This window comes from Gemmiger formicilis, assembly GCF_900167555.1.
Lineage (GTDB): Bacteria > Bacillota > Clostridia > Oscillospirales > Ruminococcaceae > Gemmiger > Gemmiger formicilis.
Map to the genome: position 1 here is coordinate 160,224 of NZ_FUYF01000003.1, position 25,412 is coordinate 185,635.

The 25,412-nt window shown below is 61.4% G+C and carries 28 protein-coding genes and 1 other RNA gene; 24 read left to right on the forward strand and 5 right to left on the reverse strand.

The window, feature by feature from the left end; all coding sequences use genetic code 11:
- The first annotated feature begins 82 nt into the window (after positions 1 to 82).
- The 8 genes from B5D32_RS03915 to nrdR all read left to right on the forward strand — a co-directional run bounded on the left by B5D32_RS03915 (position 83) and on the right by nrdR (position 8,338).
- Positions 83 to 1,630, forward strand: coding sequence for a DUF3794 domain-containing protein (locus tag B5D32_RS03915; protein ID WP_078783786.1), 1,548 nt, complete (start codon positions 83 to 85; stop codon positions 1,628 to 1,630).
- A gap of 15 nt (positions 1,631 to 1,645) precedes the next feature.
- On the forward strand, positions 1,646 to 3,121 hold the full coding sequence (gene spoIVA / locus B5D32_RS03920) for a stage IV sporulation protein A (protein WP_078783787.1): 1,476 nt from the start codon (positions 1,646 to 1,648) through the stop codon (positions 3,119 to 3,121).
- 10 nt (positions 3,122 to 3,131) lie between these two features.
- The gene (locus B5D32_RS03925; RefSeq protein ID WP_078783788.1) at positions 3,132 to 3,344 is read left to right on the forward strand and encodes a hypothetical protein; all 213 of its coding nucleotides are present in this window, start codon (positions 3,132 to 3,134) and stop codon (positions 3,342 to 3,344) included.
- A complete protein-coding gene (locus tag B5D32_RS03930) occupies positions 3,341 to 3,595 on the forward strand; it encodes a pro-sigmaK processing inhibitor BofA family protein (protein ID WP_078783789.1) in 255 nt (84 codons plus the stop codon). Before B5D32_RS03925 ends, B5D32_RS03930 begins: the two co-directional genes overlap by 4 nt.
- 46 nt (positions 3,596 to 3,641) lie before the next feature.
- Positions 3,642 to 3,980, forward strand: an RNA gene (gene rnpB / locus B5D32_RS03935) — RNase P RNA component class A.
- Positions 3,981 to 4,198: 218 nt separating this feature from the next.
- Positions 4,199 to 5,479, forward strand: coding sequence for an aspartate aminotransferase type Ic (locus B5D32_RS03940; RefSeq protein WP_078783790.1), 1,281 nt, complete (start codon positions 4,199 to 4,201; stop codon positions 5,477 to 5,479).
- Between the two features lie 46 nt (positions 5,480 to 5,525).
- Positions 5,526 to 7,838, forward strand: a complete 2,313-nt coding sequence (gene secF / locus B5D32_RS03945; RefSeq protein WP_078783791.1) for a protein translocase subunit SecF — start codon at positions 5,526 to 5,528, stop codon at positions 7,836 to 7,838.
- A 26-nt stretch (positions 7,839 to 7,864) separates the two neighbouring features.
- The gene (gene nrdR, locus B5D32_RS03950) at positions 7,865 to 8,338 is read left to right on the forward strand and encodes a transcriptional regulator NrdR (protein ID WP_078783792.1); all 474 of its coding nucleotides are present in this window, start codon (positions 7,865 to 7,867) and stop codon (positions 8,336 to 8,338) included.
- Here nrdR and B5D32_RS03955 read toward each other — a convergent pair.
- Positions 8,318 to 8,686 (reverse strand): DUF4363 family protein, encoded by a 369-nt coding sequence (locus B5D32_RS03955; RefSeq protein ID WP_078783793.1) that lies wholly within the window; start codon positions 8,684 to 8,686, stop codon positions 8,318 to 8,320. The genes nrdR and B5D32_RS03955 overlap by 21 nt on opposite strands.
- Before the next feature lie 12 nt (positions 8,687 to 8,698).
- Complete coding sequence (locus B5D32_RS03960; protein WP_078783794.1) at positions 8,699 to 9,349, reverse strand: DUF421 domain-containing protein; 651 nt, start codon at positions 9,347 to 9,349, stop codon at positions 8,699 to 8,701.
- A 65-nt stretch (positions 9,350 to 9,414) separates the two neighbouring features.
- Between B5D32_RS03960 and B5D32_RS03965 the strand changes: the two genes are divergently transcribed.
- Genes B5D32_RS03965 through B5D32_RS03975 form a run of 3 tightly spaced genes read left to right on the forward strand, consistent with a single transcriptional unit; the run spans position 9,415 to position 12,732 of the window.
- Positions 9,415 to 10,860 (forward strand): spore germination protein, encoded by a 1,446-nt coding sequence (locus tag B5D32_RS03965; RefSeq protein ID WP_159446975.1) that lies wholly within the window; start codon positions 9,415 to 9,417, stop codon positions 10,858 to 10,860.
- Positions 10,850 to 11,848, forward strand: a complete 999-nt coding sequence (locus B5D32_RS03970; protein ID WP_078783796.1) for a hypothetical protein — start codon at positions 10,850 to 10,852, stop codon at positions 11,846 to 11,848. Before B5D32_RS03965 ends, B5D32_RS03970 begins: the two co-directional genes overlap by 11 nt.
- Complete coding sequence (locus tag B5D32_RS03975; protein WP_078783797.1) at positions 11,818 to 12,732, forward strand: hypothetical protein; 915 nt, start codon at positions 11,818 to 11,820, stop codon at positions 12,730 to 12,732. The genes B5D32_RS03970 and B5D32_RS03975 overlap by 31 nt, the downstream gene beginning before the upstream one ends.
- Positions 12,733 to 12,779: 47 nt before the next feature.
- On the opposite strand, the gene B5D32_RS03980 is transcribed toward B5D32_RS03975, so the two are convergent.
- The 3 genes from B5D32_RS03980 to B5D32_RS03990 all read right to left on the reverse strand — a co-directional run bounded on the left by B5D32_RS03980 (position 12,780) and on the right by B5D32_RS03990 (position 16,056).
- The gene (locus tag B5D32_RS03980; RefSeq protein ID WP_078783798.1) at positions 12,780 to 13,964 is read right to left on the reverse strand and encodes a DHHW family protein; all 1,185 of its coding nucleotides are present in this window, start codon (positions 13,962 to 13,964) and stop codon (positions 12,780 to 12,782) included.
- Positions 13,965 to 13,980: 16 nt separating this feature from the next.
- Complete coding sequence (locus B5D32_RS03985) at positions 13,981 to 15,375, reverse strand: MBOAT family O-acyltransferase (protein WP_078783799.1); 1,395 nt, start codon at positions 15,373 to 15,375, stop codon at positions 13,981 to 13,983.
- Between the two features lie 87 nt (positions 15,376 to 15,462).
- A complete protein-coding gene (locus B5D32_RS03990) occupies positions 15,463 to 16,056 on the reverse strand; it encodes a DUF4358 domain-containing protein (protein WP_078783800.1) in 594 nt (197 codons plus the stop codon).
- 226 nt (positions 16,057 to 16,282) lie between these two features.
- Here B5D32_RS03990 and B5D32_RS03995 point away from each other — a divergent pair, with 226 nt between their 5' ends.
- The 13 genes from B5D32_RS03995 (at position 16,283) to B5D32_RS04055 (ending at position 25,412) form a co-directional block, all read left to right on the forward strand.
- The gene (locus B5D32_RS03995; RefSeq protein ID WP_420896755.1) at positions 16,283 to 16,813 is read left to right on the forward strand and encodes a Gx transporter family protein; all 531 of its coding nucleotides are present in this window, start codon (positions 16,283 to 16,285) and stop codon (positions 16,811 to 16,813) included.
- A 120-nt stretch (positions 16,814 to 16,933) separates the two neighbouring features.
- Positions 16,934 to 17,470, forward strand: a complete 537-nt coding sequence (locus tag B5D32_RS04000; protein WP_078783802.1) for an NADH peroxidase — start codon at positions 16,934 to 16,936, stop codon at positions 17,468 to 17,470.
- 135 nt (positions 17,471 to 17,605) lie between these two features.
- On the forward strand, positions 17,606 to 18,184 hold the full coding sequence (locus B5D32_RS04005; RefSeq protein WP_159446976.1) for a sporulation protein YunB: 579 nt from the start codon (positions 17,606 to 17,608) through the stop codon (positions 18,182 to 18,184).
- A 57-nt stretch (positions 18,185 to 18,241) separates the two neighbouring features.
- Positions 18,242 to 20,233: an NAD-dependent DNA ligase LigA gene (gene ligA / locus B5D32_RS04010; RefSeq protein WP_078783804.1), complete on the forward strand. Its 1,992-nt coding sequence runs from the start codon at positions 18,242 to 18,244 to the stop codon at positions 20,231 to 20,233.
- A gap of 104 nt (positions 20,234 to 20,337) precedes the next feature.
- Positions 20,338 to 21,225 (forward strand): ATPase, T2SS/T4P/T4SS family, encoded by an 888-nt coding sequence (locus tag B5D32_RS04015; protein WP_078783805.1) that lies wholly within the window; start codon positions 20,338 to 20,340, stop codon positions 21,223 to 21,225.
- A complete protein-coding gene (locus B5D32_RS04020) occupies positions 21,222 to 21,695 on the forward strand; it encodes a hypothetical protein (RefSeq protein ID WP_078783806.1) in 474 nt (157 codons plus the stop codon). The genes B5D32_RS04015 and B5D32_RS04020 overlap by 4 nt, the downstream gene beginning before the upstream one ends.
- Positions 21,696 to 21,707: 12 nt before the next feature.
- The gene (gene spoIIIAC, locus B5D32_RS04025) at positions 21,708 to 21,902 is read left to right on the forward strand and encodes a stage III sporulation protein AC (protein WP_078783807.1); all 195 of its coding nucleotides are present in this window, start codon (positions 21,708 to 21,710) and stop codon (positions 21,900 to 21,902) included.
- A 3-nt stretch (positions 21,903 to 21,905) separates the two neighbouring features.
- Positions 21,906 to 22,289: a stage III sporulation AC/AD family protein gene (locus tag B5D32_RS04030; protein ID WP_078783808.1), complete on the forward strand. Its 384-nt coding sequence runs from the start codon at positions 21,906 to 21,908 to the stop codon at positions 22,287 to 22,289.
- A 5-nt stretch (positions 22,290 to 22,294) separates the two neighbouring features.
- Complete coding sequence (locus tag B5D32_RS04035; RefSeq protein WP_078783809.1) at positions 22,295 to 23,329, forward strand: stage III sporulation protein AE; 1,035 nt, start codon at positions 22,295 to 22,297, stop codon at positions 23,327 to 23,329.
- A complete protein-coding gene (locus B5D32_RS04040; protein WP_078783810.1) occupies positions 23,326 to 23,757 on the forward strand; it encodes a hypothetical protein in 432 nt (143 codons plus the stop codon). Before B5D32_RS04035 ends, B5D32_RS04040 begins: the two co-directional genes overlap by 4 nt.
- Positions 23,754 to 24,284, forward strand: a complete 531-nt coding sequence (locus B5D32_RS04045; protein WP_078783811.1) for a SpoIIIAG-related protein — start codon at positions 23,754 to 23,756, stop codon at positions 24,282 to 24,284. The genes B5D32_RS04040 and B5D32_RS04045 overlap by 4 nt, the downstream gene beginning before the upstream one ends.
- A gap of 13 nt (positions 24,285 to 24,297) precedes the next feature.
- Positions 24,298 to 24,954, forward strand: coding sequence for a SpoIIIAH-like family protein (locus tag B5D32_RS04050; RefSeq protein WP_078783812.1), 657 nt, complete (start codon positions 24,298 to 24,300; stop codon positions 24,952 to 24,954).
- 98 nt (positions 24,955 to 25,052) lie between these two features.
- Positions 25,053 to 25,412: an Asp23/Gls24 family envelope stress response protein gene (locus B5D32_RS04055; RefSeq protein ID WP_078783813.1), complete on the forward strand. Its 360-nt coding sequence runs from the start codon at positions 25,053 to 25,055 to the stop codon at positions 25,410 to 25,412.

Here is a 25,412-nt window from a genome sequence, read left to right on the forward strand (position 1 = left end):
CCCTGCCTGTTCCGGGCAGGGGCTATTTTTTTGCCTTGCCGCATATAATGCCCCAGAACATAACCGGAAAGGGGCAAGCAATATGGAACTCAAGGTGTTCAAAGACACCATCGCATCCTACGGCGGACGCTGGGAAACACGGCTGGAGCTTCCCGTGGAAACGGAGATTCTGATTCCCGACTACCTGCCCGCCGTATTCAAAATCGTCAAGTGCCTGATCACGCCCGTCGTGCTGCAGAACCGTGTATCCGGCGGGCGCTGGCAGAGCGAGGGCTATCTGCGCTGCACCGTCTATTACCAGAGCGAGGAGCCCGGCACGCGCCTTTTGCGCACCGAGCAGAAATTTGCCTTTGAAAAACTGGTCGAGCTGCCCGCCGGGCAGTACGCCGACGGCCCGGCCCAGGTCTGGGGCGAGCCGGAATACTGCAACTGCCGCGCCGTCAGTGAGCACCGCATCGACCTGCGCGGCGCGTACATCCTCTGCGCCGCAGTGGCCGTGCGGCGGGAGTCCGAGCTGCTGACCGCACTGGCCGACTGCGGCATTGAGCAGTACACCCGCACGATGCAGGGCCTGCAATGCGCCGTGACCGAGGAAAAAACGTTGACTGCCGAGACCGCTGCGGCGCTGCCCGGCACCGGGGAAAGCGTGCTGGACATCACCGGCAGCTTTGCCGTCGGCAGCGCAGCGCCGGCCACCGGGCAGGTCAGTGTGCAGGGGACGCTGCAAATTCAAATATGCAGCCAGAACACCGGCACCGGCGAGCTGACCGTGCGCAGCAAGGATCTTGCCGTGCAGCAGACGCTGGAGCTGCCCGGCGTGACCGAGGACGACACAGCCCTTGTGCGCGGCGAGGTGCTGGCCTGCACACTGAGCGCAGTCGACGGCGCAGGGGAAGCGTCCCTCTCGGTGACCTGGAAACTGCGCGTCGAGGTCTGGCGCAGCGTGCAGCACACCGTCGTGGCCGACGCCTACTCCACGCTCTGTAAGACCCAGACCGTGCAGACGGTCTGCCGCCTTTTGCAGAAAACCGCGGATTTGACCGGGCGTATCCCGGTCACGCTTGACGACGACCTGCCAGACGCCGAGGGCACTGTTCTCGGCTGCTTTGTAACGCTGGGCGCCCTGTGCGCCGCACAGGCTGACGGCAACAAGGCTGAAACACATTTAAAACTACTGGGCAAGGGGACTGCGCATGTGTTCATCAGCGATGCCCGCGGTGAGCTGACCTGCTACGACAAGGCGTTTACCTGGCAGCCTGACGGCCTCTGGCCCGGCAGCACTGACGGTGCGTGGCCAAGTGTCGGGGCCTCCGTCGCGCGGGTCGCCAGCAGCAAAAACGGTGCACGGCTGCGGGTCGATTTAGAGATTGAGATCAGCGGCGCCCTGTTCCAGGCGCAGAGCTTTGACGCGCTTTGCGGCGTGGAGCTGGGCGAGGAATACGACGACAGCGACGGCCCGGCCCTCTATATTTACTACGCCCGGCAGGGGGAGCGTATCTTTGACATTGCCAGGCGCTACCATGCCCGCGCCCGTGACCTGGCCGCCGCCAACCATCTGGACACCAACGGTGACCCGCCGCAGGAGCTTACGACGGACACTGCCTGTCTGCTGATCCCCGCAGCGCTGTAAAGGAGGGACACATCCGTGACACAGGATCAAATCTACCAAAACATTGCACAGCGCACCGGCGGGGACATCTATCTCGGCGTCGTCGGCCCGGTGCGCAGCGGCAAAAGCACCTTTATCAAGCGGTTTGCCGAGCTGATGCTGCTGCCGCGCATCAAGAACGAAGCCCGTCGTGCCCGCGCCCATGACGAGCTGCCCCAATCCGCCGCCGGGCGCACCATCATGACAACGGAGCCGAAGTTCATCCCCGAGAAAGCCGTAAAGCTCGAGCTTTCGGGCGGCGGCAGCTTCAAGGCGCGGCTCATCGACTGCGTCGGCTACATGGTGGACGGCGCGCTCGGCCATGAGGAAAACGAGGCTCCGCGCCTGGTCAAGAGTCCCTGGTTCGACCACGAGGTCCCGTTTGACCTGGCCGCCGAGACCGGCACCCGCTGCGTCATCCGGGAACACGCCACGGTGGGCCTCGTCGTAACGACGGACGGCTCCGTTGCCGACCTGCCGCGGGAGGCGTATCTCGACGCCGAGCGCCGTATCATCGCAGAGCTGGATGGTATCGGCAAGCCGTATATCATCCTGCTGAACTGCGCCGAGCCGGACAGCGACGATGCACAGCGCCTTGCCGCCGAGCTGGCCGAGACCTACGGCCACGCGGTCCTTCCGCTGAACTGCACGACGATGACCGTCGAGACCCTCGACAAGCTGCTGCAAACGCTTTTGTACGAGTTCCCGATTCGCGAGATCGCCGTGCAGATGCCCGCCTGGGTCACGATGCTCGAAAGCGGGCACTGGCTGCAAAGCGCGGTCTACACGTCCATGCTGGATTTTGCTGCCTCGGTGCACCGGATGGCCGACCTTGCAGGCAAGCGCCCTCAGCTGGGGTGTGAATACATCACCGCCGCCAGCCTGACCGGCATGGATTTGGCCAGCGGCAGTGTCAGCATCACCGCTGCCGTCGCCCCGGATATTTTCTATAAGATCCTCGGTGAACAGACCGGGCTGGACATCGTGGACGAGGCAAGCCTTTTGCCCTGCGTCGTCAGCCTGGCCCGGGCCAAGCGCGCCTATGACAAGATCAAATCCGCCCTTGACCAGGTCGAGGCCACGGGCTACGGCATCGTCATGCCGGGCATTGATGAATTGACATTGGAAGAACCCGAAATCGTCAGGCAGGGCGGGCAGTACGGCGTGCGGCTGTCGGCCAGCGCCCCCAGCCTGCACATCATGCGCGCCAACATCCACACCGAGCTTTCGCCTACCGTCGGCAGTGAGCAGCAGGGGGAGGAGCTCATCAAAAGCCTGCTGGCAGACTTTGAGACCGACCCCGGCAAGCTGTGGAGCACAAATATTTTCGGCAAGAGCCTGAACGAGCTGGTCAGCGAGGGCGTGCAGGCAAAGCTGCTGCACATGCCGCAGGAGGCACGCAGCCGCCTGCAGCAGACACTTGAGCGCATCATCAACGAGGGCTGCGACGGGCTGATCTGCATTCTGCTGTGACGGAGGAGTTATGTTCAGACGCATTTCCAGGCAGGAGCGTGAGCGCCGCGCCGCTAGGGCCGAGCTGGAAACGACCTTGCAGGCACTGCGCTCGAACGAGCGCGCCTTCACGGAGGCGCAGGACCCATTTTATATTGACCAGCTGACCTACCAGCACGCCGCGCTGATGTGCCGCTGCCGGGCGCTGCTTCGCACACTGCGGGCGGAAGGGGAGGAGCCATGACCGAATATTGGCCCTGTCTGCTCGCAGCTGTGTGCGCCATCGCCGTACTGCGCTGTGCCGCCCGCCAGCGGCACGGAATGCGCAGTCTGCTGGCAGGGGCCGTCTGCGGTCTGGGCGCGCTGGCCCTGCTGGGCCTGTTGGAGCCGGTGACCGGCATTGCGCTGCCGCTGAATCGCTTTACGGCGTTCTGCGCGGGCGTTTTGGGATTGCCCGGCGTGACGGCCCTGCTGATTTTGCGGCTGCTTTTATAAAATGCCTTGCCAACAGGGCGGAAGTATGCTATACTCTTTTAGAAAACGAGTGGAACATACGGCGGCGGGACAGCCCGCAAGGGCTGCCTGAGGAAAGTCCGGGCTTCACAGAGACAGAGTAACTGCTAACGGCAGCCGGGGGTGACCCCAGGGATAGTGCAACAGAAAGAAACCGCCGCGAAAGCGGTAAGGATGGAAAGGCGAGGTAAGAGCTCACCAGCGCACTGGCGACTTTGCGGCTATGTAAACCCTGCTCGAAGCAACATCCGTATGGGACATTATGCGGAGTCTCGCGCGTCCCGGTGATGGCGTGAGCCTTGCGGCGACGCAAGGACAAGATAGATCGTCGTTTGATACAGAACCCGGCTTACGGTCCAGTCGTTTTTTCTTTGTTTTTTGCAAAAGCACATCTGTTTTTTTGTGCAGATGTGCTTTTTTGTATTTTTCTGCATAAAAAAGCGCACTATCTGGCAAAAAGTGCTTGTTTATTTCAGATAAATCGTATATAATGTAGTGTACGCCTGTGGTTGTGCCAAGATAGAGGGTGGCGCGCACAGGATTATGAAGGGAAACGTATATATTTTATTTAGGGGGATCGTACTTATGGCTGATTACTTTGCAATGGATCACGACGAACTCACCGCTGAAAAGACCGCGCTGGAGGCCCAGTACAAGAAGTTTCAGGGCATGAACCTGAAGCTGAATATGGCCCGCGGCAAGCCCGGCCCTCACCAGATGGATCTGGCCATGGACCTGCTCAAGATGGACAACTACATCACCGACAACGGCTTTGACGCCCGCAACTACGGTGAGCTGGAGGGTCTGCCCGAGGCCCGCGCACTGTTTGCCGATGTGTTCGGCGTGCAGCCCGGCGAGGTTTTCGTGGGCGGCAACTCCAGCCTGCAGCTGATGTACAACCTGGTCGCCATCGGCATGATGTTCGGTTTCCAGGATTCCCCGAAGCCCTGGGGCCAGGTCGAGCACCGCAAGTTCCTCTGCCCCGTGCCCGGCTATGACCGCCACTTTGGCATCACCGAGGAGATGGGCTTTGAGCTGATCTCCGTGCCCATGAGCCCCGACGGCCCTGACATGGACATGATTGAAAAGCTCGTCGCCGAGGATGACACCATCAAGGGAATCTGGTGCGTGCCGCAGTACTCCAACCCCGACGGCTACACCTACAGCGACGAGACGATCCGCCGCTTTGCCGCGCTCAAGACCGCCGCCCCCGATTTCAAGATCTTCTGGGATGAGGCGTACATCGTCCACCACCTGACCGATGAGATCATCGAGACGCCGGTTTTGCTGAACGAGGCCAAGAAGTACGGCAATGAGGACCGTGTCTTTATGTTCACCTCCACGAGCAAGATCACCTTCCCGGGCGCGGGCATCTCCGCCATCGCCTGCAGCGAGAACTCGATGAAGTACATGTGCAAGCGCTTCTCGACGATGATCATCAGCTACGACAAGATGAACCAGCTGCGCCATGTCCGTTTTCTCAAGAATAAGGCCGGTGTCCTGGCCCACATGGCCAAGCATCGCCGCCGCCTGGTGCCCTGCTTTGACGCCGTCAAAACCACCTTTGCCGAGGAGCTGACCCCCTGCGGCAACATCGCCCACTGGACGAACCCGAAGGGCGGTTACTTCATCAGCCTGTACGTCATGCCCGGCTGCGCCAAGCGCGTAGCCCAGCTGTGCAAGGACTGCGGCCTGACCCTGACGGGTGCCGGCTCTGCCTACCCCTACCACAAGGATCCCGATGACTCGCATCTGCGCATTGCGCCGACCTACCCGAGCCTGACCGAGGTCGAAACTGCTTCTGCACTGCTCTGCGTCTGTGTGCGCCTGGCAGTTGTTGAAAAGCTGCTGGCCGACCAGCAGTAAAATATAATCCCGCCCGCCGGTGCGGGCAAGTTTTTTGGAGGTTTCTATGAACAGAAAAGGGAAGTCATGGCCGTTGTTCGTCGTGGCAATTTTGATCGTGCTGTTCTCCCTGACGGCCATCTTTGGTGTGAGCTATACCTACGGCGACACCAAGAATGTCTACGTCAAGGGCGCATCTGACATCCGCTTCGGCATCGACATCCGCGGCGGCGTGGACGTTACGTTCATGCCTGCCGACGATGTGGAGGCCACCGATGCCCAGATGACCGCAGCCAAAACGGTTATCGAGGACCGCCTTGTCGGCCTCGGCATCACCGACTACGAGAGCTACGTTGACAACAACAAGAATCGTATCATCGTGCGTTTCCCGTGGAAGAATGACGAGGCGGACTTCAACCCGCAGACCGCAATCGACGAGATCGGCACCACCGCCAAGATGGTGTTCCGCAAGGGCTCGTCCGCCACGGGTGAGGAGATCCTGAGCGGTGACGACGTGGCTTCCGCAAGCGCTGCCTACAACGAGACCGAAGGCTGGGTCGTCCAGCTGAAGTTCAACTCTGCGGGCGCATCTGCCTTTGCCACGGCCACCACCGAGCTGGCAGCCAGCAACGGCACGATCTCCATCTGGCTGGATGACAATAACATCTCCACCGCCACGGTCAACGAGGCCATCACCGGCGGTGAGGCCATCATCAAGGGCAACTTTGATCAGGACAGCGCCTCCACGCTGGCGAACCAGATCAACTCCGGCTCTCTGCCGTTTGCCCTGTCCGCTGAGAGCTACTCCACCATCAGCCCGTCTCTGGGTGCCAAGAGCCTGAACGTCATGGTGCAGGCCGGTATCATTGCCTTCATTCTGGTTGCGATCCTGATGATCGTGCGCTACCGTCTGCCCGGCACCATCGCGGTCATCTCCCTGATGGGCCAGGCCGCCGCCACGCTGGCTGTTGTGTCCGGCTATTTCACGGTTTTCCCCGGCTCCACGCTGACGCTGCCCGGCATTGCCGGTATTATCCTCGGCATCGGCATGGGTGTTGACGCCAACGTTATCACCGCCGAGCGCATCAAGGAGGAGCTGTCCAAGAACAAGACCCTCGAGGGCGCTGTCAACAGCGGCTTCAAGATGGGCCTGACCCCCATCATCGACGGCAACGTGACCATCGTCATCGTCGCCGCCATCCTGATGGGCGCCTTTGGCCCGACGGACGGTTTCTGGGCCAAGGTCTTTAACCCGATCTTCTACTGGTTCGGACCTTCCACTGCCGGTACGATCTATTCCTTTGGCTTCACCCTGCTGACCAGCGTTCTGCTGAACTTTGTCTTTGGCGTCTGGGCGACCCGCGTTATGATTCGCGGCGCTGTCCACTTCAAGCCTCTGCGCAAGGCATGGCTGTTCGGCGGCAAGAAGGAGGGCGGTGCCGACTTCAAGACCCCGTCCATCAACTTCATCGGCAACCGCAAGAAGTTCTATACCTTCTCCTGTGCGCTGATCGCTGTCGTGCTTGTGTTCTGCGGCATCTTCGGCGTCAAGATGGACGTCGAGTTCAAGGGCGGTTCCATGATCACGCTGGCCTATGAGGGCGACGCTGACCTGAACGACCTGAAGTCCACCATCGGCACCGAGCTGGGCAAGTCCAATCTGACCCTGCAGACCGGCTCTGATATTTCCGGCAACCAGACCCTGACTGTCACCCTGCCCGGCAGTGACACGCTGACCACCGAGCAGCTCGACAACCTGCTGGCTGCCCTGAATGAGCAGTACCCCGACAACAAGTTCGTCCAGAATGAGGTCAGCAACGTCGATGCCACCATCGGTAAGGAGTTCCTGCTCAAGAGCGTCGTCGCGCTGGTTGCGGCCTGCGTGCTGATCCTGCTCTACGTGGCCTACCGCTTCCGCAAGATCGGCGGCCTCAAGGCCGGTTCTACCGCCATTGTGGCTTTGCTGCACGACATGTTCGTCGTCTTCGGCGTCTTTGTCCTCCTGCGCATTCCCCTGAACGGCAACTTTATTGCTGCCCTGCTGACCATCCTGGGCTACTCCATCAACGATACCGTCGTTATCTATGACCGTATCCGCGAGAACAGCGCCCTGTACGGCAAGAAGCAGATGAGCCTGGCCGAGCTGGTCAACCTGTCCGTCAACCAGAGCTTTGCCCGTTCTCTGATGACCTCCATCACGACCTGCCTCGCCCTGGGCGTTGTCTGCGTGGTCTCGGTCATCTACCGTCTGGACAGCATCTATTCCTTCGCGTTCCCGCTGCTGTTCGGCATGGTCAGCGGCGTCTACAGCACGATCTGCATCGCCACGCCGCTGTGGGTCGACTGGAAGAACAAGAAGAAGGCTGCCAAGAAGGCCTGAGCTTGTAGAAAAGGAGGGAACCCGATATGAAATGCCCCTATTGCGGTGAAGTTGACTCTAAAGTCATCGACTCCCGCCCGACGGAGGACGGTGAAAAGATCCGCCGCCGCCGCGAGTGCCTGAACTGCAAAAAGCGCTTTACCACCTACGAGATCGTTGAGACGGTCCCGCTGATGGTCGTGAAGAAGGATCGCTCCCGCGAGGTCTTTGACCGCCAGAAGCTGCTGAACGGCATGCTGCGCGCCTGCGAGAAGCGCCCCGTCAGCTACACCCAGCTGGATGCCGCCGTGGACCGCATTGAGCAGCAGCTGCTCAACTCCTATGACCGCGAGGTTTCCTCCATCCATATCGGCGATCTGGCCATGCAGGAGCTCAAGCAGATGGACGATGTCGCCTACGTGCGCTTTGCCTCCGTCTACCGTCAGTTCAGCGATGTCAACACCTTTATGGAAGAACTGAAGGATATGCTGGACAGCCGCTCAAAAACCGCTGAAAAATGATTGCCGCACCTGCTCGATCTGGGTGCAGGCGCGCTGCGTCTCCATCTCGAGGTCTGCCAGGCTGTCGGCCTCGGCACAGGGCGGCAGCACGGCCAGCGTCTGGTTGAGCTGATCCAGAATATTGCGGCGCACAAGCAGGCCCAGAATCTGAGTGCTGCGCAGTGCCCGGTTGGCCGCACGGCTGTACGCGCGGCGTGCGGCAGGGTAGTCGCCTTGCTCCGCCAGAGCGTAGGCTGCTTCAAGCTGCCGCTGCATTCCGGCTGTGGTGCGGTCCACATACTGCCCCGCCCGGAACAGCAGCACGCACAGAGCCAGCAGAATGATTGCGGCATACCAATTTCGCTTCATACGCACACCTTTTCAGGCCGCCCCTTTCGGGGCGGCCTTTTTCTGTATCAGGATGGATTTTTTGCCGTTGTAGAGCAGCAGCAGAACCGCCTCGCGGGTCGTCTGCTCACGGCGCAGCAGTGCATCCAGCGCTGCCGTATCCATGCCGAAGAACGCAAGATTTTCCTTGTAAACTGCCTTATCGATGAGCAGCGGCAGCATAGGCGGCTCGCCGCCGTCCTGCGGCATTGGGGCCGCTGTGATGCTGCCGTTCGGCTCGATCACGCCCCAGTAAACATCCTTGGGTGAAAAGATGTCCTTGCCGCGCAGGGCCTCGGCCAGGTCGGATGCCGTGATGCGCAGCTGTGCCAGCTCGTCCTGCAAAATTTCCCCGTTGCGGATGATCGTCACCGGCTTTCCCAAAAGCAGCTGGGCATATTTCGGGCAAAACCAAACCAGCGTGGAATTCAGAATTTCAAGAGCCGTGATTAAGAAAATCGGCACCAGGCTGGCCGAGAGCGGTAGATCCGGCTCGTCGATGCAGATGGATGCGACGTTGGAAATCAGCAGCGTCGTCACCAGCTCGGCGGGCTGCAGTTCTCCCAGCTGGCGCTTGCCCATCAGCCGCATGGCCACCACCACAGCCAGATACACCAGCACCGTGCGCACAACCGAAGAAATCATCCCGGCACCTCCTCATAAATTCCCGCAAAGGCGGCCACACTATCCTGCGTGAGAGGGGGAGAACCATGACGCAGAAACCGCTGTACCGCTCGCTGGATGCCAACCTTGCGCTTCTGGAGGAAATGTTTGGCCGTTCCGACGATTTTTATACCAAGCGCCTGATGCTTGCCGGTATCCCGTGCGCTATCGTCATGTTCACAGGGCTGTCCTCGCCGGAAAAGCTCTGCCGCATGGCGTTGGATATGCTGGACCGCGACCCCGCCATGCTGGGCGGCGGGGAGGGGCTGTGCGACTATCTGCTGACCCAGAGCCGCGTCCCCGCCGAGCCTGACGCGGTGGAGGATCACACCGCGCTGGTGGAGCTGCTCTCCAACGGACTGTCCGTTTTGCTCATCGACGGCGTGCGGCGCGGCGTCGCGTTTTCGACGCAGGAGATGCCCCAGCGCTCGATCTCGACGCCGATGAGCGAGGGCAACCTGCGCGGCCCGCAGGAGGCATTCACCGAGCTGCTGCGCAATAACATTTCGCTGCTGCGGCGGCAGTTCCGCACCGGAACGCTTGTGGCAGAAATCTCCACCGCCAGGACCCGTGCCAAGACCGAATACTGTCTGTGCTACGACAGTACCCTGGCACCAAAGGAAACCATCGACGCTCTGCGGGAGCGGCTGAAACGGGTGGAGATTCCCGTTCTGCTGGACAGTGCCTACTTTGCGTCGTTCCTCAAGCAGGACAAGCTGAATCTTTTCCCGGCAGCTGCCTACACCGAACGCCCCGCCACGGCCTGTGCCCGCCTGTGTGAGGGCAAGGCCGTCGTTCTTGTAGCGGGCTGTCCGTATGCGCTCATTGTGCCCAGCTTTTTTGCCGAGCACTTCGAGTGCCTCGACGACTACGCCTCGGGCGCAGTGTTCGCCGGACTTATCCGTATTTTAAAATATCTTGCCTTCCTGCTGGCCGTGTTCGGGCCGGGGCTCTACGTTATGGCTGTGGCCTTTGCGCCGGAGATCATCCCTATCCGGCTTTTGACCAAGCTGGCACAGGGCGAGGCATCCACGCCGCTGCCGCCAATGCTGGAAATGCTCTGCGTAACGCTGCTTTTAGAAATCGTCCGCGAGGCCGGGCTGCGTGCGCCGCAGTCTATCAGCCACACGGTCAGCCTGGTCGGCGCGCTCATCATCGGCGAGACCGCCGTCAGCGCGGGCATCGTCAGTGTGCCGGTTTTAACGATGGCCGCTGCGGCGACGATTGCCACGCTGGCTGTGCCGTCGCTGTATGAGCAGTCGATCCTGTTCCGCTTTGCCGTCATCGTGCTGGCCGGGTGCTTCGGCGTGCCGGGGCTGGCCTGCGCCGCACTGACGATTCTGGCGATGGCCTGCGGCAGTGAGCCGTTCGGGTACGACTATCTATATCCGCTCATGCCGCCGGGCCGGGCCAGCGTGCGGGACGGCTTTGTGCGCAGCATCTGGAGCCGCCTTGCCAAATCCGGGGAGGTGATCAGCCGCCATGAAGCGTGAACGCCCCAGTCTTTTCGCCGCACTGCTCGTCAGTCTGCTCGTCAATGTGCTGCTGCGCAGCCAGACCGCCTACTGGCCGCGCGCCGGGCTTTTCAGTGCGGTGGTCTGTGCGCCGCTGCTGGCTGGCGTCGGCTGGCTGTTTGCCCGCAGCTGGCGGCTAGCCGCCGACCCCGTGTACAAGCTGCTGTTCGGCGCGCTGCTCGTCTACACATCGGTACTGGAGCTGCTGCGGCTCTGGCAGCTGGCGGACCGGCTCTATCCCGGCGCGGTCACGTTGACCTCGGTCTGTCTGCTCGTTGTGCTGCCTGTTGTCTATCTGCGGCGGGTTTCGGCGCTGTCCCAGACGGCCTATGCCGTGCTCTGTCTGCTGGTACTGGCAACCGTCGCCATGCTGGCATCGGTGCTTCCGCGGCTGTGCATCGTCAATCTGCAAACTGCCGCACTGACACAGGGCGATTTTCTCGCCGCCGTCAGAGACCAGCTGACGCTCTACCCGGAATACCTGCTGCCCGCGCTCTGGCCCGAGCAGGACAAGCGTGGCCGCCATACGCTGCTGCGGCTGGCCGCGTGGGCACTGGCGTTTGACGTGGGGATGCACCTGATTCTGGAATTGTTCTACGGCGCGGCCATGCCGCTGCGCATCGACCCGGTGCACGCCGCCGCGCGATGCGGAGCACTGTCGATTTTCAACCGGCTCGAGTGGCTGCAATTTATTCTGTGGGTCATGGCCGTCACGGTCAAGCTGGCTCTCTACCTTTATGCGCTGGTGCGGCTGCTGGGCGGGCAGAACAAGGCCGAAGACAGCGCCGCCGGGTTGGATCGGTTTCCTCTGTATCCGGGCGGCGTCTGGCTTTTGTGCGCGGTGCTGCGCAAGCTCGATTTAGACGCGGCCCTCTCACTGCGCAATGTGCTGACCTGGAGTTTTGTGGGCTTGACCTGGATAGGAGGTGCCGCCGCATGTCTGTACCGAAGGCTAAGGCGCTGCTGACCGTCTGCGCCGCGCTGCTGCTCTGCGGCTGCGGGCAGGCGCTCTCCGAGCGGGAGATCGTCCGCGCTGTGTTTTTTGCGCGGCAGCAGGGGGCATACTCCGCCTGTCTGCTGCTGGCCGATCAGAACGCAGAGAGTGACGGCGTGCAGTACAAAACCGCGTCTGCCCGCGGGGACACTGCCGCGCAGGCGCTCCACCTGGCCGAGGACGCTCTGCCGGGCCGGCTCTACTACGGGCTGCTCGACCTGGCCGCACTGCCGCCGGGCTGTGATTGGGCTGACGCGCAGACACTTGGCTCGCTGCTCTACGACAAGGCCCAGCCCGCGCCGGAGCTTTCGGTTTTTGTGCTGGACACCGCCGACCACAGCTGGGCCGCGGACGCGGCCTCCCTGTATGAGGACATGAAGGCCGTGGAAAGGGAATACAACCTGCACTGCGGCTTACAGCAGCTTTTTACCCAGGCGGACGGCTGTGCAGTGCCCGCCTACCGCGCTGACAGCGGGTATGACTTTGCGCTGCTGGCAGCAGACGGAGCTTCCGTGTACGTCTCCGGCTTGCAGGCTCAGCTGGCCGCGGCGCTCTGCGGGCAGACGGGCCGCTTCTTTACGGCCTTTGCGGGCGGGCAGGCCGTCTGTGACACCCGGGTCAACGTCACGGCGGAGGATACCACCGTGCAGCTCCATCTGAGGGATACGGATTTTCAGCCGCTGGGGGCGTACAACGAGGATTGGCAGGCACTGCTCTGCACCGAATTGCAGCAGGCGTTCTCGGCCCTGACCACAGACGATGCCGCTGATTTTTTCCATCTGCAATTCTGGCACGTCAATCTGTGGGGGCCCGGCAGTGCTCTGCCCGTGCCGCGGCTGGAAATCCTATTTGAATAGGCACAGAAAATGCCCGGCCATTTCTGACCGGGCATCGCTTATTTCTGTCAGGAGAGCGTTGACGGACGGGAAATATAGATCAGATTCGTGTCTGCGATAAAGGTCTGGAAGTTGTAGAGCACCAGCACCTCGTCATAGCCCTCTTTTTCAATTGTGGAATCCAAGCCGTACTTGAAGTTGCGGAAATCCACCACACCGATTTTCGCGTAATTCTCGGTCAGGTAGGGCACAAAGCTGTTCGCGTAGCTGTCCTTGACCACCAGAATACTGCCTGTGCCTCGGCCCTCGATCGTTGAATAACCGTTGTTGCCGTCCAAAAAGGCGGCGTACTTATCGCGGGTGTTAAACTTCTGCATATTCACGATGTTTTCCGTCGTTTCCGGCTCGTAGGCGGCCTCGCCCGTGATTTTGTAGATCGTCATCAGGCTGTCGAACGGGTAGTAGGTGATTTCATCGTTTTCGACGTTCCACAGCCGCGTGGCCGAGTAATGGGTGCCCTGAAAGTCTGTCACCGTGATCGGCTCATGCGCGGCGCGGTCAAACGGCGTCAGGCCCTTGAGGCTGCAGAACTGCTCATAGGCACGGTACGCGCCGTTGGGCGTCCAGTGGTGGTCGGTCTTGAAATACAGGTATTCGTCCTTCAGGTCTGTGAACGTCCCGCGCAGGTCGATGACATCGGCGCTCTGGCCGACTTTGGCAAAAATATCATCGAGCATCGCGTTTTCATCCACCATCGGTGCACCTGCGGGCAGTTCCTCCGGGTAGATGACGCTGGCCGACGGGGCCAGCAGGAAGGTGACCTTGCCCGGGTGGTTCGCGGCAAACTCGCTGACGGCCTGTACGTTCTTGGCAAGCTGCTTCCGGGTGGCGTCGTCCACCGTGAACAGCTTTGTGAACATCCAGCGGTCCTTACCCAGCAGAATGCCGCCCTCCTCCGCCTTCCGGAACAGCACCTCGTCCGCCGCGCGCTGGGTGTTGACCGCTGCGTCACGCAGGGAGAACTGATCCTGCATCCAGCGGGCAAAGCCGCTCTGCCAGCTGCCGTCCAGCAGTGCGCTCACGCTGAACGCCGGGAGCTGTGCGGCCTTGCGGTTTTCCAGTTCGAGCTGCGTGCGCTTGGGCCACACAATATTGACGAGGGAGAACCCGAACAGCAGCACGGCGCAGAGCACCAGCAGCGGATACCCCGCACGGCGTCTGCCACCGTTTTTACGGTACACAACCTTTGACATTTGTCCGTTCCTCCTCTCAGAAATTCGCGTACAGCGCAGTAGCGTTCGTGGCGGCCACTACGTAGCAGACGCACAGCGCAGTCAGCAGGGCAAACACAAGGAGCTTTGCCACAGTATTTTTGCTGATTTTCTCCCACAGCCAGTGCGGCAGCGCGGACGAGCAGACACAGCCCAGCACCAGCAGCACACCGTAATTGCGCAGGTAGTACACGGGCGAAATGCCTCCCTGGGGCACAAACAGCTTTTGCAGCAGCAGACCCAGCGGCGCGCCGGGCTGGTTGGCCGTAAAGATGCCCCAGCCCAGCACCACAAAGAACAGCGTATAGATATGCGGCCAGACCTTGCCCTTTTTGAGATATTTCAGCAGGAAGGTTTTTTCAATCGTGAGCAGCACAAAGTAGTAAAGGCCCCATGCAATAAAGTTCCAGCTGGCCCCGTGCCAGATGCCGGTAGCAGCCCAGACCAGGAACATATTGAGCAGCTGGCGCGCCTGGCCCTTGCGGTTGCCGCCCAGGGGAATGTAGATGTAATCCCGGAACCAGCCCGACAGCGTAATATGCCAGCGCCGCCAGAACTCGGTGATGCTGCCCGAGATATACGGCAGGTTGAAGTTGGCCGGACAGTCAAAGCCGAGCAGTGCGGCCAGGCCGTTGCTCATCTCGCTGTAGCCCGCAAAATCAAAGTAGAGCTGTAAACTGTAGGCGATGATGCCCAGCCACGCCAGCGGGGTCGAGACATTCGCCAGCCCAACGCCGCCCGCGCCGATGATGTCGGTCCAGAGTGCGCCGATGGAGTCCGCCAGAATGACCTTCTTCGCAAGGCCGAACACAAACAGCTCTGCGCCGTGCTCGGCCCTTGCCGGCGTGCAGCGGTTCGCGCCGTCATGCAGCTGGTCGGCCATCTCGCGGTATTTGACGATAGGCCCGACGATCAGCTGCGGGAAGAAAAGCACATACACGGCAAACGTGATGAAGTTTTTTTCCGGCGCGATTTTGCCGGTGCAGACGTCGACCTCATAGCTGATGATCTTGAAAATGTAGTAGCTGATGCCCAGCGGCAGCACCGTGCCGATGTTCAGCGCCGCCAGCCCCAGATGCGCGACCTGGTTGACCGTGTCGATCAGGAAGTTGGCATACTTGAAGTACACCAGCACGCCCAAATTGACGAGCACCGCTGCCAGCGGCAGCAGACCGCGCAGTTTGGACTTTGCCCGCGCTGTCAGCAGTGCCCACAGGTAGTTAAAAGCGATCAGCACGGCGATCAGCGGCAGGAACGCAACACCGGTCCAGCAGTAGAAGATGAGGCTTTCTGCCAGCAGCACTGCATTTTTGGCGCGGCCCGGCACCAGATAATACAGCAGCAGGGAAAGCGGCAGGAAGCAGAACAGGAACACCACACTGTTAAAAACCATGGCGGACTCCCTTTCTTTTGGTGAATTTCATCGTTAGCAAAAAAGGCCGTTGCCGAACGGCAGCGGCCTGCAGGGTACAGGGATCAATCAGAAGTTCAGCGCAGTCTCCAGCGCGGTATCGATGGGGGCGTAGTCGGGGTTGGCGATACCGGCAATGACGATGGCAACATAGTTGCCGTTGGTCACAATGCGGGCATCCTTGGCCAGTGCGACCTTGTCGGCAAACTCGGCGTACAGGTCATTGGCGGACAGGCTCTCCTTGTAGGCTTCCAGCTCTGCCTTGACGGCATCGACCTTGCCGTCCTTGGCCTGGGCAACAAAGACGAGACCGCAGTCCGCCTGGTCGTTCGTGACATCGCCCTTGTAGCCGACAAGGTTGTCCATCGTCAGCATCAGCTCATTCTCCACGGAGAAGTCATCCAGCGCACGAGGGTTGGCGATGGGGTTCACAGCCTCGATGGCGGCAACAGCGGCATCAAGGTTTGCGGTGTTGGCTTCATCGCTCACGGCGATGTCGGTCTCGCCGTCCGCGCCGCCGATGATGGTTTCTGCAGAGGAGGCTGCCTCGGAAGATGCGGCAGCGGAAGTGCTCTCGCTTGCGGCGGGGGCAGAGTCTGCGGAGGAGCCGCAGGCGGCCAGCAGCATGGCGCAGCACAGAATAACGGGGATCAGTTTTTTCATAGGTCAGGTTCTCCTTTTATTATAACACTGTGGTTATTTCCTTCACGTATGGGCATAGCTTGCCCTATACTTTTATAAGGATACACTATTTTCCTGTTTTTTTCAAGGCGTTTCTGGCAAAACCTGCCGCGATACCGGCACAGAATATGTAAATTTTTTATGCCTTGACAATCCCTCCGCGGCAGGGTATAGTCAAAGAAAATTGTAATTTGTGGGGGGTATGCCTGTGCGCAGTCAAAAAGCCCGGGAGACAGCCTGGACCGGGATGCTGTTTGCCTTAGCCATCGCGCTGTCCTATCTGGAATCGCTCGTGTCGCCGCTGCTGGGGCTGATGCCGGCTATTAAATTAGGACTGTCCAACATCGTCGTCATGTACGCGCTGCTGTTTCTGCGCACCCGCACGGCGCTGCTGCTGGTTGTGTTAAAGGCTCTGTTCGCCTTTCTGACCCGCGGGGCCACCGCCGGGTTTCTGTCGCTGTGCGGCGGGGCGCTGTCTCTGGCCGTCATGCTTGTGCTGCTGCAGCTGCCGGTCAGCGGGTATATCTTCTGTGCCGGTTCGGCGCTGGCTCACAACCTGGGGCAGTTGGCCGGGGCCGCCGTGCTGCTTTCCAGTGCGATGGCACTGGGCTACGCGCCGGTGCTGCTGGCGGCAGGGCTGATCGTGGGCGGCATCAGCTGCACTTTGTCCCGGGCGCTGTTTGCTGCACTGCCGAAGCAGGCCTGGCGGCAGCGCCGGGGGAGTCCGTTTCAAAAATAAGAATCTTTCTTAAAATTTTTATTTTGCCTATTGACATTTATGCGTACATGCCGTATAATAAAGCCATCGACACAGGAATGTGTCCTAGGAGCAATTACAAAATAACAGGAGGCAATTCTTATGACTAAGTATGTTTGCACCGTTTGTGGTTATATCGCAGAGGGTTCCATCCCCGAGTTCTGCCCGGTCTGCAAGGCCCCGGCATCCAAGTTCATTGAGAAGAAGGACAACACCTACGTCACCGAGCATGTCGTCGGCATCGCCAAGGACGTTCCCGAGGAGATCAAGCAGGGTCTGCGCGAGAACTTCAACGGCGAGTGCAGCGAGGTCGGCATGTATCTGGCCATGAGCCGCGTCGCTGACCGCGAGGGCTATCCCGAGATCGCCGAGGCCTGGAAGCGCTACGCCTTTGAGGAGGCCGAGCATGCCTCCAAGTTTGCCGAGCTGCTGGGCGAGGTCTTGACCGACAGCACCAAGAAGAACCTGCAGATGCGCGTTGACGCCGAGTGCGGTGCCTGCGCCGGCAAGATGGATCTGGCCAAGAAGGCCAAGGAGCTGAACCTCGACGCCATCCACGACACCGTCCATGAGATGGCGAAGGACGAGGCTCGCCATGGCCGCGGTATGCAGGGCCTGCTGGACCGCTACTTCAAATAATCACTGACCAAGTCGCCCGACGCCCCGGAGCCTGAACGCTCCGGGGCGTTTTTGCATAGGATACGCAGGGGTGGTACTATGCGGCGGTGCAGTGCAAAAGACAGGCGGCAAGCCCGGCGGAGCGGTTTCTGCCTGTTGGCCGTTCTTGTACTGACTGCGGGGGTGCTGTCCCTGAACCGCTACGTCAACACCGTCGTCAAGCCGACGCTGCACGAACTGGCCGAATACGAGGCCCGCTCTGCCGCCGTGCAGGCCATGAACCGCGCCGTTGCTGCGGAGCTGACGCGCTCCCCGGCGCTGTGTGACGCGCTTTTTACACAGGGCTCCGGGCTTGTCAGTTTGGACGCCGCAGCCGCCGGGGCCGCGCAGACCCAATTTGTCAGCGCCGTGCAGACCGAGATGGACGCTCTGCCGGAGATCTGCTATGCCGTCCCGTTCGGCAGTCTGACGAACAATTCACTGCTGAGCGGCCTTGGCCCCGGCTGGCTGCTGTCGATTCGGCCCAAGGGGTATGTGCAGGGGGAGATACGCGAGACAACACAGTCGCTTTCCATCAATACCACACGGTACAGCGCTGTCTTGCAGCTGTCCGTCACCGTCAACATGATTTTGGACGGCAGCACGGCCACGCTGACTGTTGCGGCGGACTATCCGCTGGCAAGCCTGCTCGTCTGCGGCGATATTCCGAACGCCTATGCCTCCGATTTGGATTGAATTTGCCCCCGCAGATGTGGTATACTAAGCTGATACCAACAAACGGAGTGTAGCAATATGGAATTAGAGCAGGCCCGCAAACGCGCCGAAGAACTGCGCGTCATCATAGAAAAAAACAACCGCTTATACTACGACCAGGACGCCCCCGAACTGGAGGATTTCGAGTACGACGCTTTGAACCGTGAGCTCAAGCAGATCGAAACCGAATACCCCGAGCTGGTCACGGCCAGCTCACCCACGCAGTATGTGGGCGGCACGGCCAGCAGCAAATTCAGCAAGGTGACCCATGCCGTCAAGATGGAGAGCCTGCAGGATGCGTTCTCGTTTGACGAGCTGCGGGAGTTTGACACCCGCGTGCGGGAGGCAGGCATCCGGCCCGAGTACGTCGTCGAGGCCAAAATCGACGGCCTGTCTGTCAGCCTTGAGTACCGCATGGGCCAGCTGGTGCGCGGCTCGACCCGCGGCGACGGTGTCGTCGGCGAGGATGTGACCGAGAACATCATGACCATTAAGGACATTCCGCACGAGCTGCCTGACGCGCCGGACTTTCTCGAGGTGCGCGGCGAGGTATATATGCCGCACTCGGCGTTTTTTAAATTAAAAGAGCAGCAGGAGCTGGAGGATAAAACGCCGTTCAAGAACCCCCGCAACGCGGCGGCCGGCTCACTGCGTCAGAAGGATTCCAAAATCACTGCGGAGCGCGGGCTGTCCATCTTTGTCTTTAACCTGCAGCAGTGCGAGGGCCGCACCTTCAGGACCCACCGTGAGACGCTGGACTATATCAAATCACTGGGTTTCCCGGTTTCTCCGCGGTACAGCGTGTTTGAGAATATCGAGGATGCTATTAAAGAAATTGAAGCCATCGGCGAGGCCCGCGGCACGCTGGGATTTGACATTGACGGTGCGGTCATCAAGGTCAACGACCTGGCCGCCCGCCGCACCCTGGGCAGCACGAACAAGTTCCCGCGGTGGGCCATTGCGTTCAAGTATCCGCCCGAGGTCAAGGAAAGCGTCGTGCGCAATATCGAGGTCACCGTTGGCCGCACCGGCGTGCTGACCCCGACGGCTGTGTTCGACCCGATCTTCCTTGCGGGCACCAGCGTTTCCCGCGCGAGCCTGCACAACGGCGATATTATCGCAAACTTAGGCGTCGGCATCGGGGACACCATCAAGGTGCGCAAGGCGGGGGACATCATCCCGGAGGTCATCGGCGTATCGGCACGCCTGCCGGGCAACAAGCCCTTTGCCATGCCCACGACCTGCCCGAGCTGCGGCGCACCCGTGGTGCATTTGCAGGACGAAACAGCCCTGCGCTGCGTCAACCCAGAGTGCCCGGCGCAGAGCCTGCGCAACCTCATCCACTTTGCGTCCCGCAACGCCATGGCCATTGACGGTCTGGGCGAGGCTGTGGCCGTACAGCTCATCGACAAGGGGCTGGTCTCCACGGTAGCTGACCTGTACACTCTGACCGAGGAGCAGCTGCTTACGCTGGACAAATTCAAGAAAAAGAGCGCACAGAACCTTTTGAACGCAATCGAAGGCTCAAAGCGCAACAATCTTGATAAGCTGATTTTCGGCCTTGGCATCCGCAACATCGGCGACAAGGCCGCCGCGCTGCTGGGTGAGCATTTCGGCAGCATGGACGCCCTGCGCCAGGCCACTGCCGAGCAGATGTGCGAGATCGACGGCTTCGGCGAAGTCATGGCCCAGAGCGTGCTGGAATTTTTTGCAAAGGACGGCACAACCGACCTGCTGAACCGCCTTGTGCGCGACGGCGTGAACATGCAATGGACCGGCGAGAAGAAGGGCACCGCGCTGGCCGGTATGACGCTTGTCGTCACGGGCACGCTGCCGACACTCTCCCGTCAGGAGGCCGAGGCACTCATCACCCAGAACGGCGGCAAGGCGGCTGGCTCGGTCAGCAAAAAGACGAGCTATGTTGTGGCCGGTGAAGCCGCAGGTTCCAAGCTGACAAAGGCGCAGACGCTTGGCATCCCCGTACTGGACGAGGCCGGGCTGTATCAGCTGATCAAGGATAACGGGCAATAAAACAGCACACACCTTTCCACAGGGCATCCCACCACGGGATGTCCTCTTTTTTGTTCTACCCCGCGCCGCACCCTCATACACTGGCAGTGTGAGGTGAAGAAACGATGGACGAGTACTACCGCATCCTGGAAAGCCTGCCGCCCGCACTGCGCACACCGCTGGCCAAGCTGGATGCCCACTATGCGCCGCACATTCAGGAGATCCGTCTGCGGCTGGGCCAGCCCGTACAGTTCACGATTCGCGGCAGACTGTGCCCCGCGGCCAAATTTCTGCCCGGAACGGGTCTGCCCGCCGCGCTGGAGACCGACACCCTGCGGGACTGCTTTCTGCAGCTCTGCCGCCGCTCGGTCTACGCCTATGAGGACGAGCTGAAGCAGGGGTATTTCACCGTGCAGGGCGGCTGTCGCATCGGGGTAGCGGGCTGCCGCGGGCCGGGCGGCTTTTCCGCCGTAACGTCGCTCAATCTGCGCATTGCACGCTGGCTGACCTGTCCGCTGCCGCCCGAGCTGGAAGCACTGACCGTTGCCCCCACCGGCGGGCTGCTGCTGGCCGGCCCGCCGGGCAGCGGCAAGACCACCCTGCTGCGCTCTCTTGTGCAAAAGCTCTGCGAGGGGGACGCACTTGTCAGCGTCATTGATGAGCGCGGCGAGCTGATGGCCTGTGAGGCAGGCAGCCTGCCCCGCGCAGCGCAGATTCGGTGCGATGTCTACGCCCGCTGCACCAAGGCCGAGGGTATTGCCATGGCGCTGCGCTGCATGAACCCACAGGTCATCGTCTGTGATGAGCTGGGCACGCCCGGCGACGCCGAGGCCGTTGCACAGGGGGTCGCCTCCGGCGTTGTATTCTTTGCCACGGTACACTGTGACGACCCGGCGGGACTGCGCAAAAAGCCGGCGCTGGCCGCGCTGCTGGATACCGGTGCTTTTGCAAAGGCCGTGTTCCTGTCCGGACGCTCCCGTCCCGGTGCGGTGGCGCAGTGGGTAACGCTGTGACGCTGCTTTTGCGGCTGCTCGGCACGCTGCTTTTGCTTTTGGCCGGGATGGGCGGCGGCTTTGCCGCCGCTGCCCGCGCCGAGAACAGCCGCCGCCAGCTGCACAGCTTTGCCCGCCTGCTTACATACCTGGCCGAGCTGCTGGACGCACAAGCGCTCACCGGACCGGAACTATTACGCCGCGCGGCGCAGGACCCGGCGTTTGCCGTTTTTTGTCCCGCACCGGGGGAGAGCCTGTCCGCGCTGACACCGCCTGCCTGTATGCCGGACGCACTGCGGCAGGAGGTGCAGTCGAGCCTTTCCGCCGCCGAGGAGGCTCCGCGCCTGACAGCCTGTGCCACGCTGCACCGCCTGGCTTCGCGCTGTGAGGCGCAGTCTGCGGAGGCTGCGGAGCACTGCCGCACGGCCCGGAGGCTATGGCCGCGGCTGGGGGGCTACCTCGGCGCACTGGCCGCCATTTTGCTGTGGTAAGGAGTGGCCCCTATGGACATCGACCTTGTTTTTAAAATTGCCGCCACCGGCATCATCGTGGCCGTTCTGAATCAGCTGCTCATCCGCTCCGGGCGGGAAGATCAGGCCATGATGACCACGCTGGCGGGGCTGATCGTCGTGCTGTCGATGCTGGTACGGCAGATCAGTGACCTGTTTGTGCTGATCAAAGCCTTGTTTGAGCTATGAGCTATGATGCTGTTGTGCAAGCTGGCCGCCGCAGTGCTTGTGGCGGCTGTGTTGACCCTGCTCCTGAAAAAGGACCAGCCCGCGTTCGCGTTCCTCGTCTCGGTCTGCACCGCCGCGGGGCTGCTGGCCATCGTTGTGCGGCAGGTCCAGCCTCTGCTCGACTGGCTGCGCACGCTGGACGGGTATTTTCAGGGGCAGAGCCCGGCAGTGCTTTTGCAGGTGCTGGGCATTGCGCTGGTGGCGCAGCTTGCCGCCGATACCTGCAAGGAGGCCGGGCTTTCCGCGGCGGCTACCGCCATCGAGCTCTGCGGCAGGGTGCTGGCGCTGTTGCAGGCGCTGCCGCTGCTGCAATCGCTGCTCGGCTCGTTTGCGGCCTATTTGCAGTAGTGCTTTTGCTGGCCGTACCGCCGCCTGTGTTTGCGGACGAGCTGTCCGGCGAATTGCCCAAAAGCACTCGGGACATCTTGGACGAAGGCGGCACTGACCTATCCGACGCCGCCCGCTGGCGCTTTTCCGATTTATGTGACACCGTCGGTGCCTGGGCCGCCGAGGGTTTGCATCCCGCACTGCACCTTGCGGCGCAGTCCGCCGGGTATCTGCTGCTGGCGGGGCTGCTGGGCCTGCTGGCCGGGGACCCGTACCGCGCCTATGTGGAGATCCTCGCGGTACTCGGCTTTGGCACGCTGAGCCTTTCCGCTGCCATGCAGCTGACCGAACTTGTCGCCGCGACGGCGCAGGACTGCCGCACCTATCTGACTGCCTTTGTGCCGGTGTTCAGCGGCCTGGCCGCCGCGGGCGGGCAGACGTCGGGGGCACTTGTCTACAGCGGCATGTTTTTTGCCATGTCCGGGTTTCTTTCAGCCGTCATCCAAAAGCTGCTTCTGCCTGTCATGCAGCTGTATTTCTGCTTTGCGGTCTCGGCCTGCCTGTGGGACAACCCCGGCATGGGGGATGCCGCCGCGCTGTTTTCCCGCTGCCTGCATTGGCTGCTCAAGGGCTGCGGGGCGCTGTTCAGTCTCGTGCTGGGGCTGCAAAGCGCACTGGCGGCCACGGTGGACAGTGCGGCCCTGCGGACCGGCAAGGGGGTCTTGCAGGGTGTCATTCCCGTTGTCGGGGACGCCGCAGCCGCAGCGCTGACGGGCGCTGCCGCCGCCGTACAGCTGCTGAAGGGTTCTCTGGCCCTGGCGGCGCTACTGGCACTGGCCGCGCTGTTTGCCCCGGTACTGCTCCAGTGCCTTGCCTGCGCGCTGGCCTTTGCCGCCGCGGGCATTCTGGCCGGGGCCACCGGTCAAAGGCAGTGCGCACAGCTCTGCCGCCTTTACTTTGAGGGGGCACGGCTCTGCGGGTCCATGCTGGTGCTGTATTTCTTCATGATCTTTCTGTCCACGGCGCTGTTGCTGCTGGCGGGGAACGGGGGCTTGGGATGACTTCACTGCGTCACATAGCGCTGGGATGCTGCGTGCTGTCCGCGCTGGCGGGCATACTGCGGCTTTTCTGGCCGGAGAACGGCTTCAAATCCGTCATAAATGCCGTGCTGGTGCTGTATATTTTAACAGTGGGCGTGCAGCTGGTGCACGGTCTTGACTGGGACGGCCTTGTGCGGGAGCTGCGCAGCCTGCCCGATGGGCAGGACACCGCCGACTACTCCGATTACAGCCGGGAGCTTGCGCTGGCCGCCTCGGTGGATGCCGTGCGCGAGGTTTTGCGGAACGCCGGAATCAACGCTGCGGTCAGCTGGCAGAATGGCGTATGTGTCATCACGCCCGTGGACCCGCGCGACAAGCCCGCCATTGAGGCCCTGCTCGCCGTCAATGCGGGGGAGCTGCCCTGGCGCTTTGCGGAGGCTGCCCCATGACCGCCCGGGAGCGTCTGGCTCCGCTGACCGCCCGGCTGTGCGCAGCGCTGGCAGATGAAAAGCAGCGGGTAAATCTGCTGGTCTGCATGGGGCTGGCCGGGCTGTTGCTGCTGGCGGTCTCGTCCTGGCTGCCCGCGGACAGCAGCACGCAGAGCGCCGCGCCAGCCGCCATGACCGACAGCACCGCCGACTATGCCGCAGAGCTGGAGACCCGCCTGACCGCACTGATTTCCCGTGTGGAGGGTGCGGGCAAGACTGCCGTCATGGTCACGCTGGAATCCGACAGCGAGAGCATCTATGCTACCGACACCGACAGCGACGGCAGCTCCACCCATGTACTTTTGGGCAGCGGCGGGGCGGACGGCCTTGTGGAGACCGTCGAGACGCCCCGCGTGCTCGGCGTCGCCGTTGTCTGCGAGGGCGGCGGCAGTGCTGCCGTGCAGAGCCGCGTCACCGCCCTGGTGCAGGCACTGACCGGCATCGGCACCAATCATATCACCGTTGCAAAAATGGCATCGGCCAACTAGAGGGAGGAACACCATGAAGCAACTTTCTGCCAAGCTGAAAAGCCGCGGCGCAACTGCCGTCGTTCTGACACTGGCGCTGGGAGCCGCCGTGTACCTGAACTGGTCCTTCTCCCGCGAGGCCCCGCCCAGTCTGGTCGTGTCAGACACTGCCGGGGAAGCCGTGGAGACCTCGGCCCAGGCCGCCGAGCCGATCACCGATCCGCTCGTGCTGGAGACATCTGCCGGGGCCGATACGCAGATGATGAGCGCTGAGGAAACCGCCAACAAGAACTACGGCGAGGCCCAGCTCGTCAGCGTAAACAAGGATTCCGGCACCGAGTTTTTTGAGTCCGCCCGCTTAACGCGCAGCAAAGCGCGGGATGAGGCGCTGGACACCCTGAAAAAGTCCCTGAAGGACACCAAGCTGACCAGCGAGGAAAAGGAGCAGCTGACGACCCAGCTGAGTGACCGCATCAGCAATATCACGCTTGAAACCAAGCTGGAAACGCTCATCAAGTCGAAGGGCTTTACCGACTGCGTGGTGAATCTGGAGGGCAGCAAGGCCAATGTGACCGTCATGACCGAGAGCGATGCCCTGACTGCCGAGGAGGTCACCCGCATCCGCGATGCGCTTTTGAGCCAGTGCAAGGGGCTGACTGCACAGGACATTACGATTGTAGAGGTAAAATAACTGAACATTCTGTTGCAAACCGTGCTGTTTTGTGGTACACTGATTTATATTAGTAGAACTATGGCCGCAAGGCCGTTTGCAACGGGAGGGTACACACTATGGATGTACACAATACCATCGGCGGCAGCTTACAGATCTCGACCGAGGTTATCGCAAAAATTGCGCGTCTGGCCGCGCTGGAGGTTGACGGTGTTGCCGATGTAGCCACCGGCACCAGCCAGAACGTCCGCTCGCTTCTGGGCCGCACCGGCCTGCAGAAGCCGGTCACCGTCGTCATGGAGGACGGCATTGCCACCGTCACGGTGCACCTCACCGTTGTGTACGGCAGCAAGGTCATGCCCCTGTGCGAAAAGGTGCAGGAGAACGTCAAGCAGACGATCCAGAACATGACGGGCATCACCGTGTCCCGCGTGGATGTTCTGGTCGTGGGCCTGACCGACGCAGCCGAAAAAGAGTAA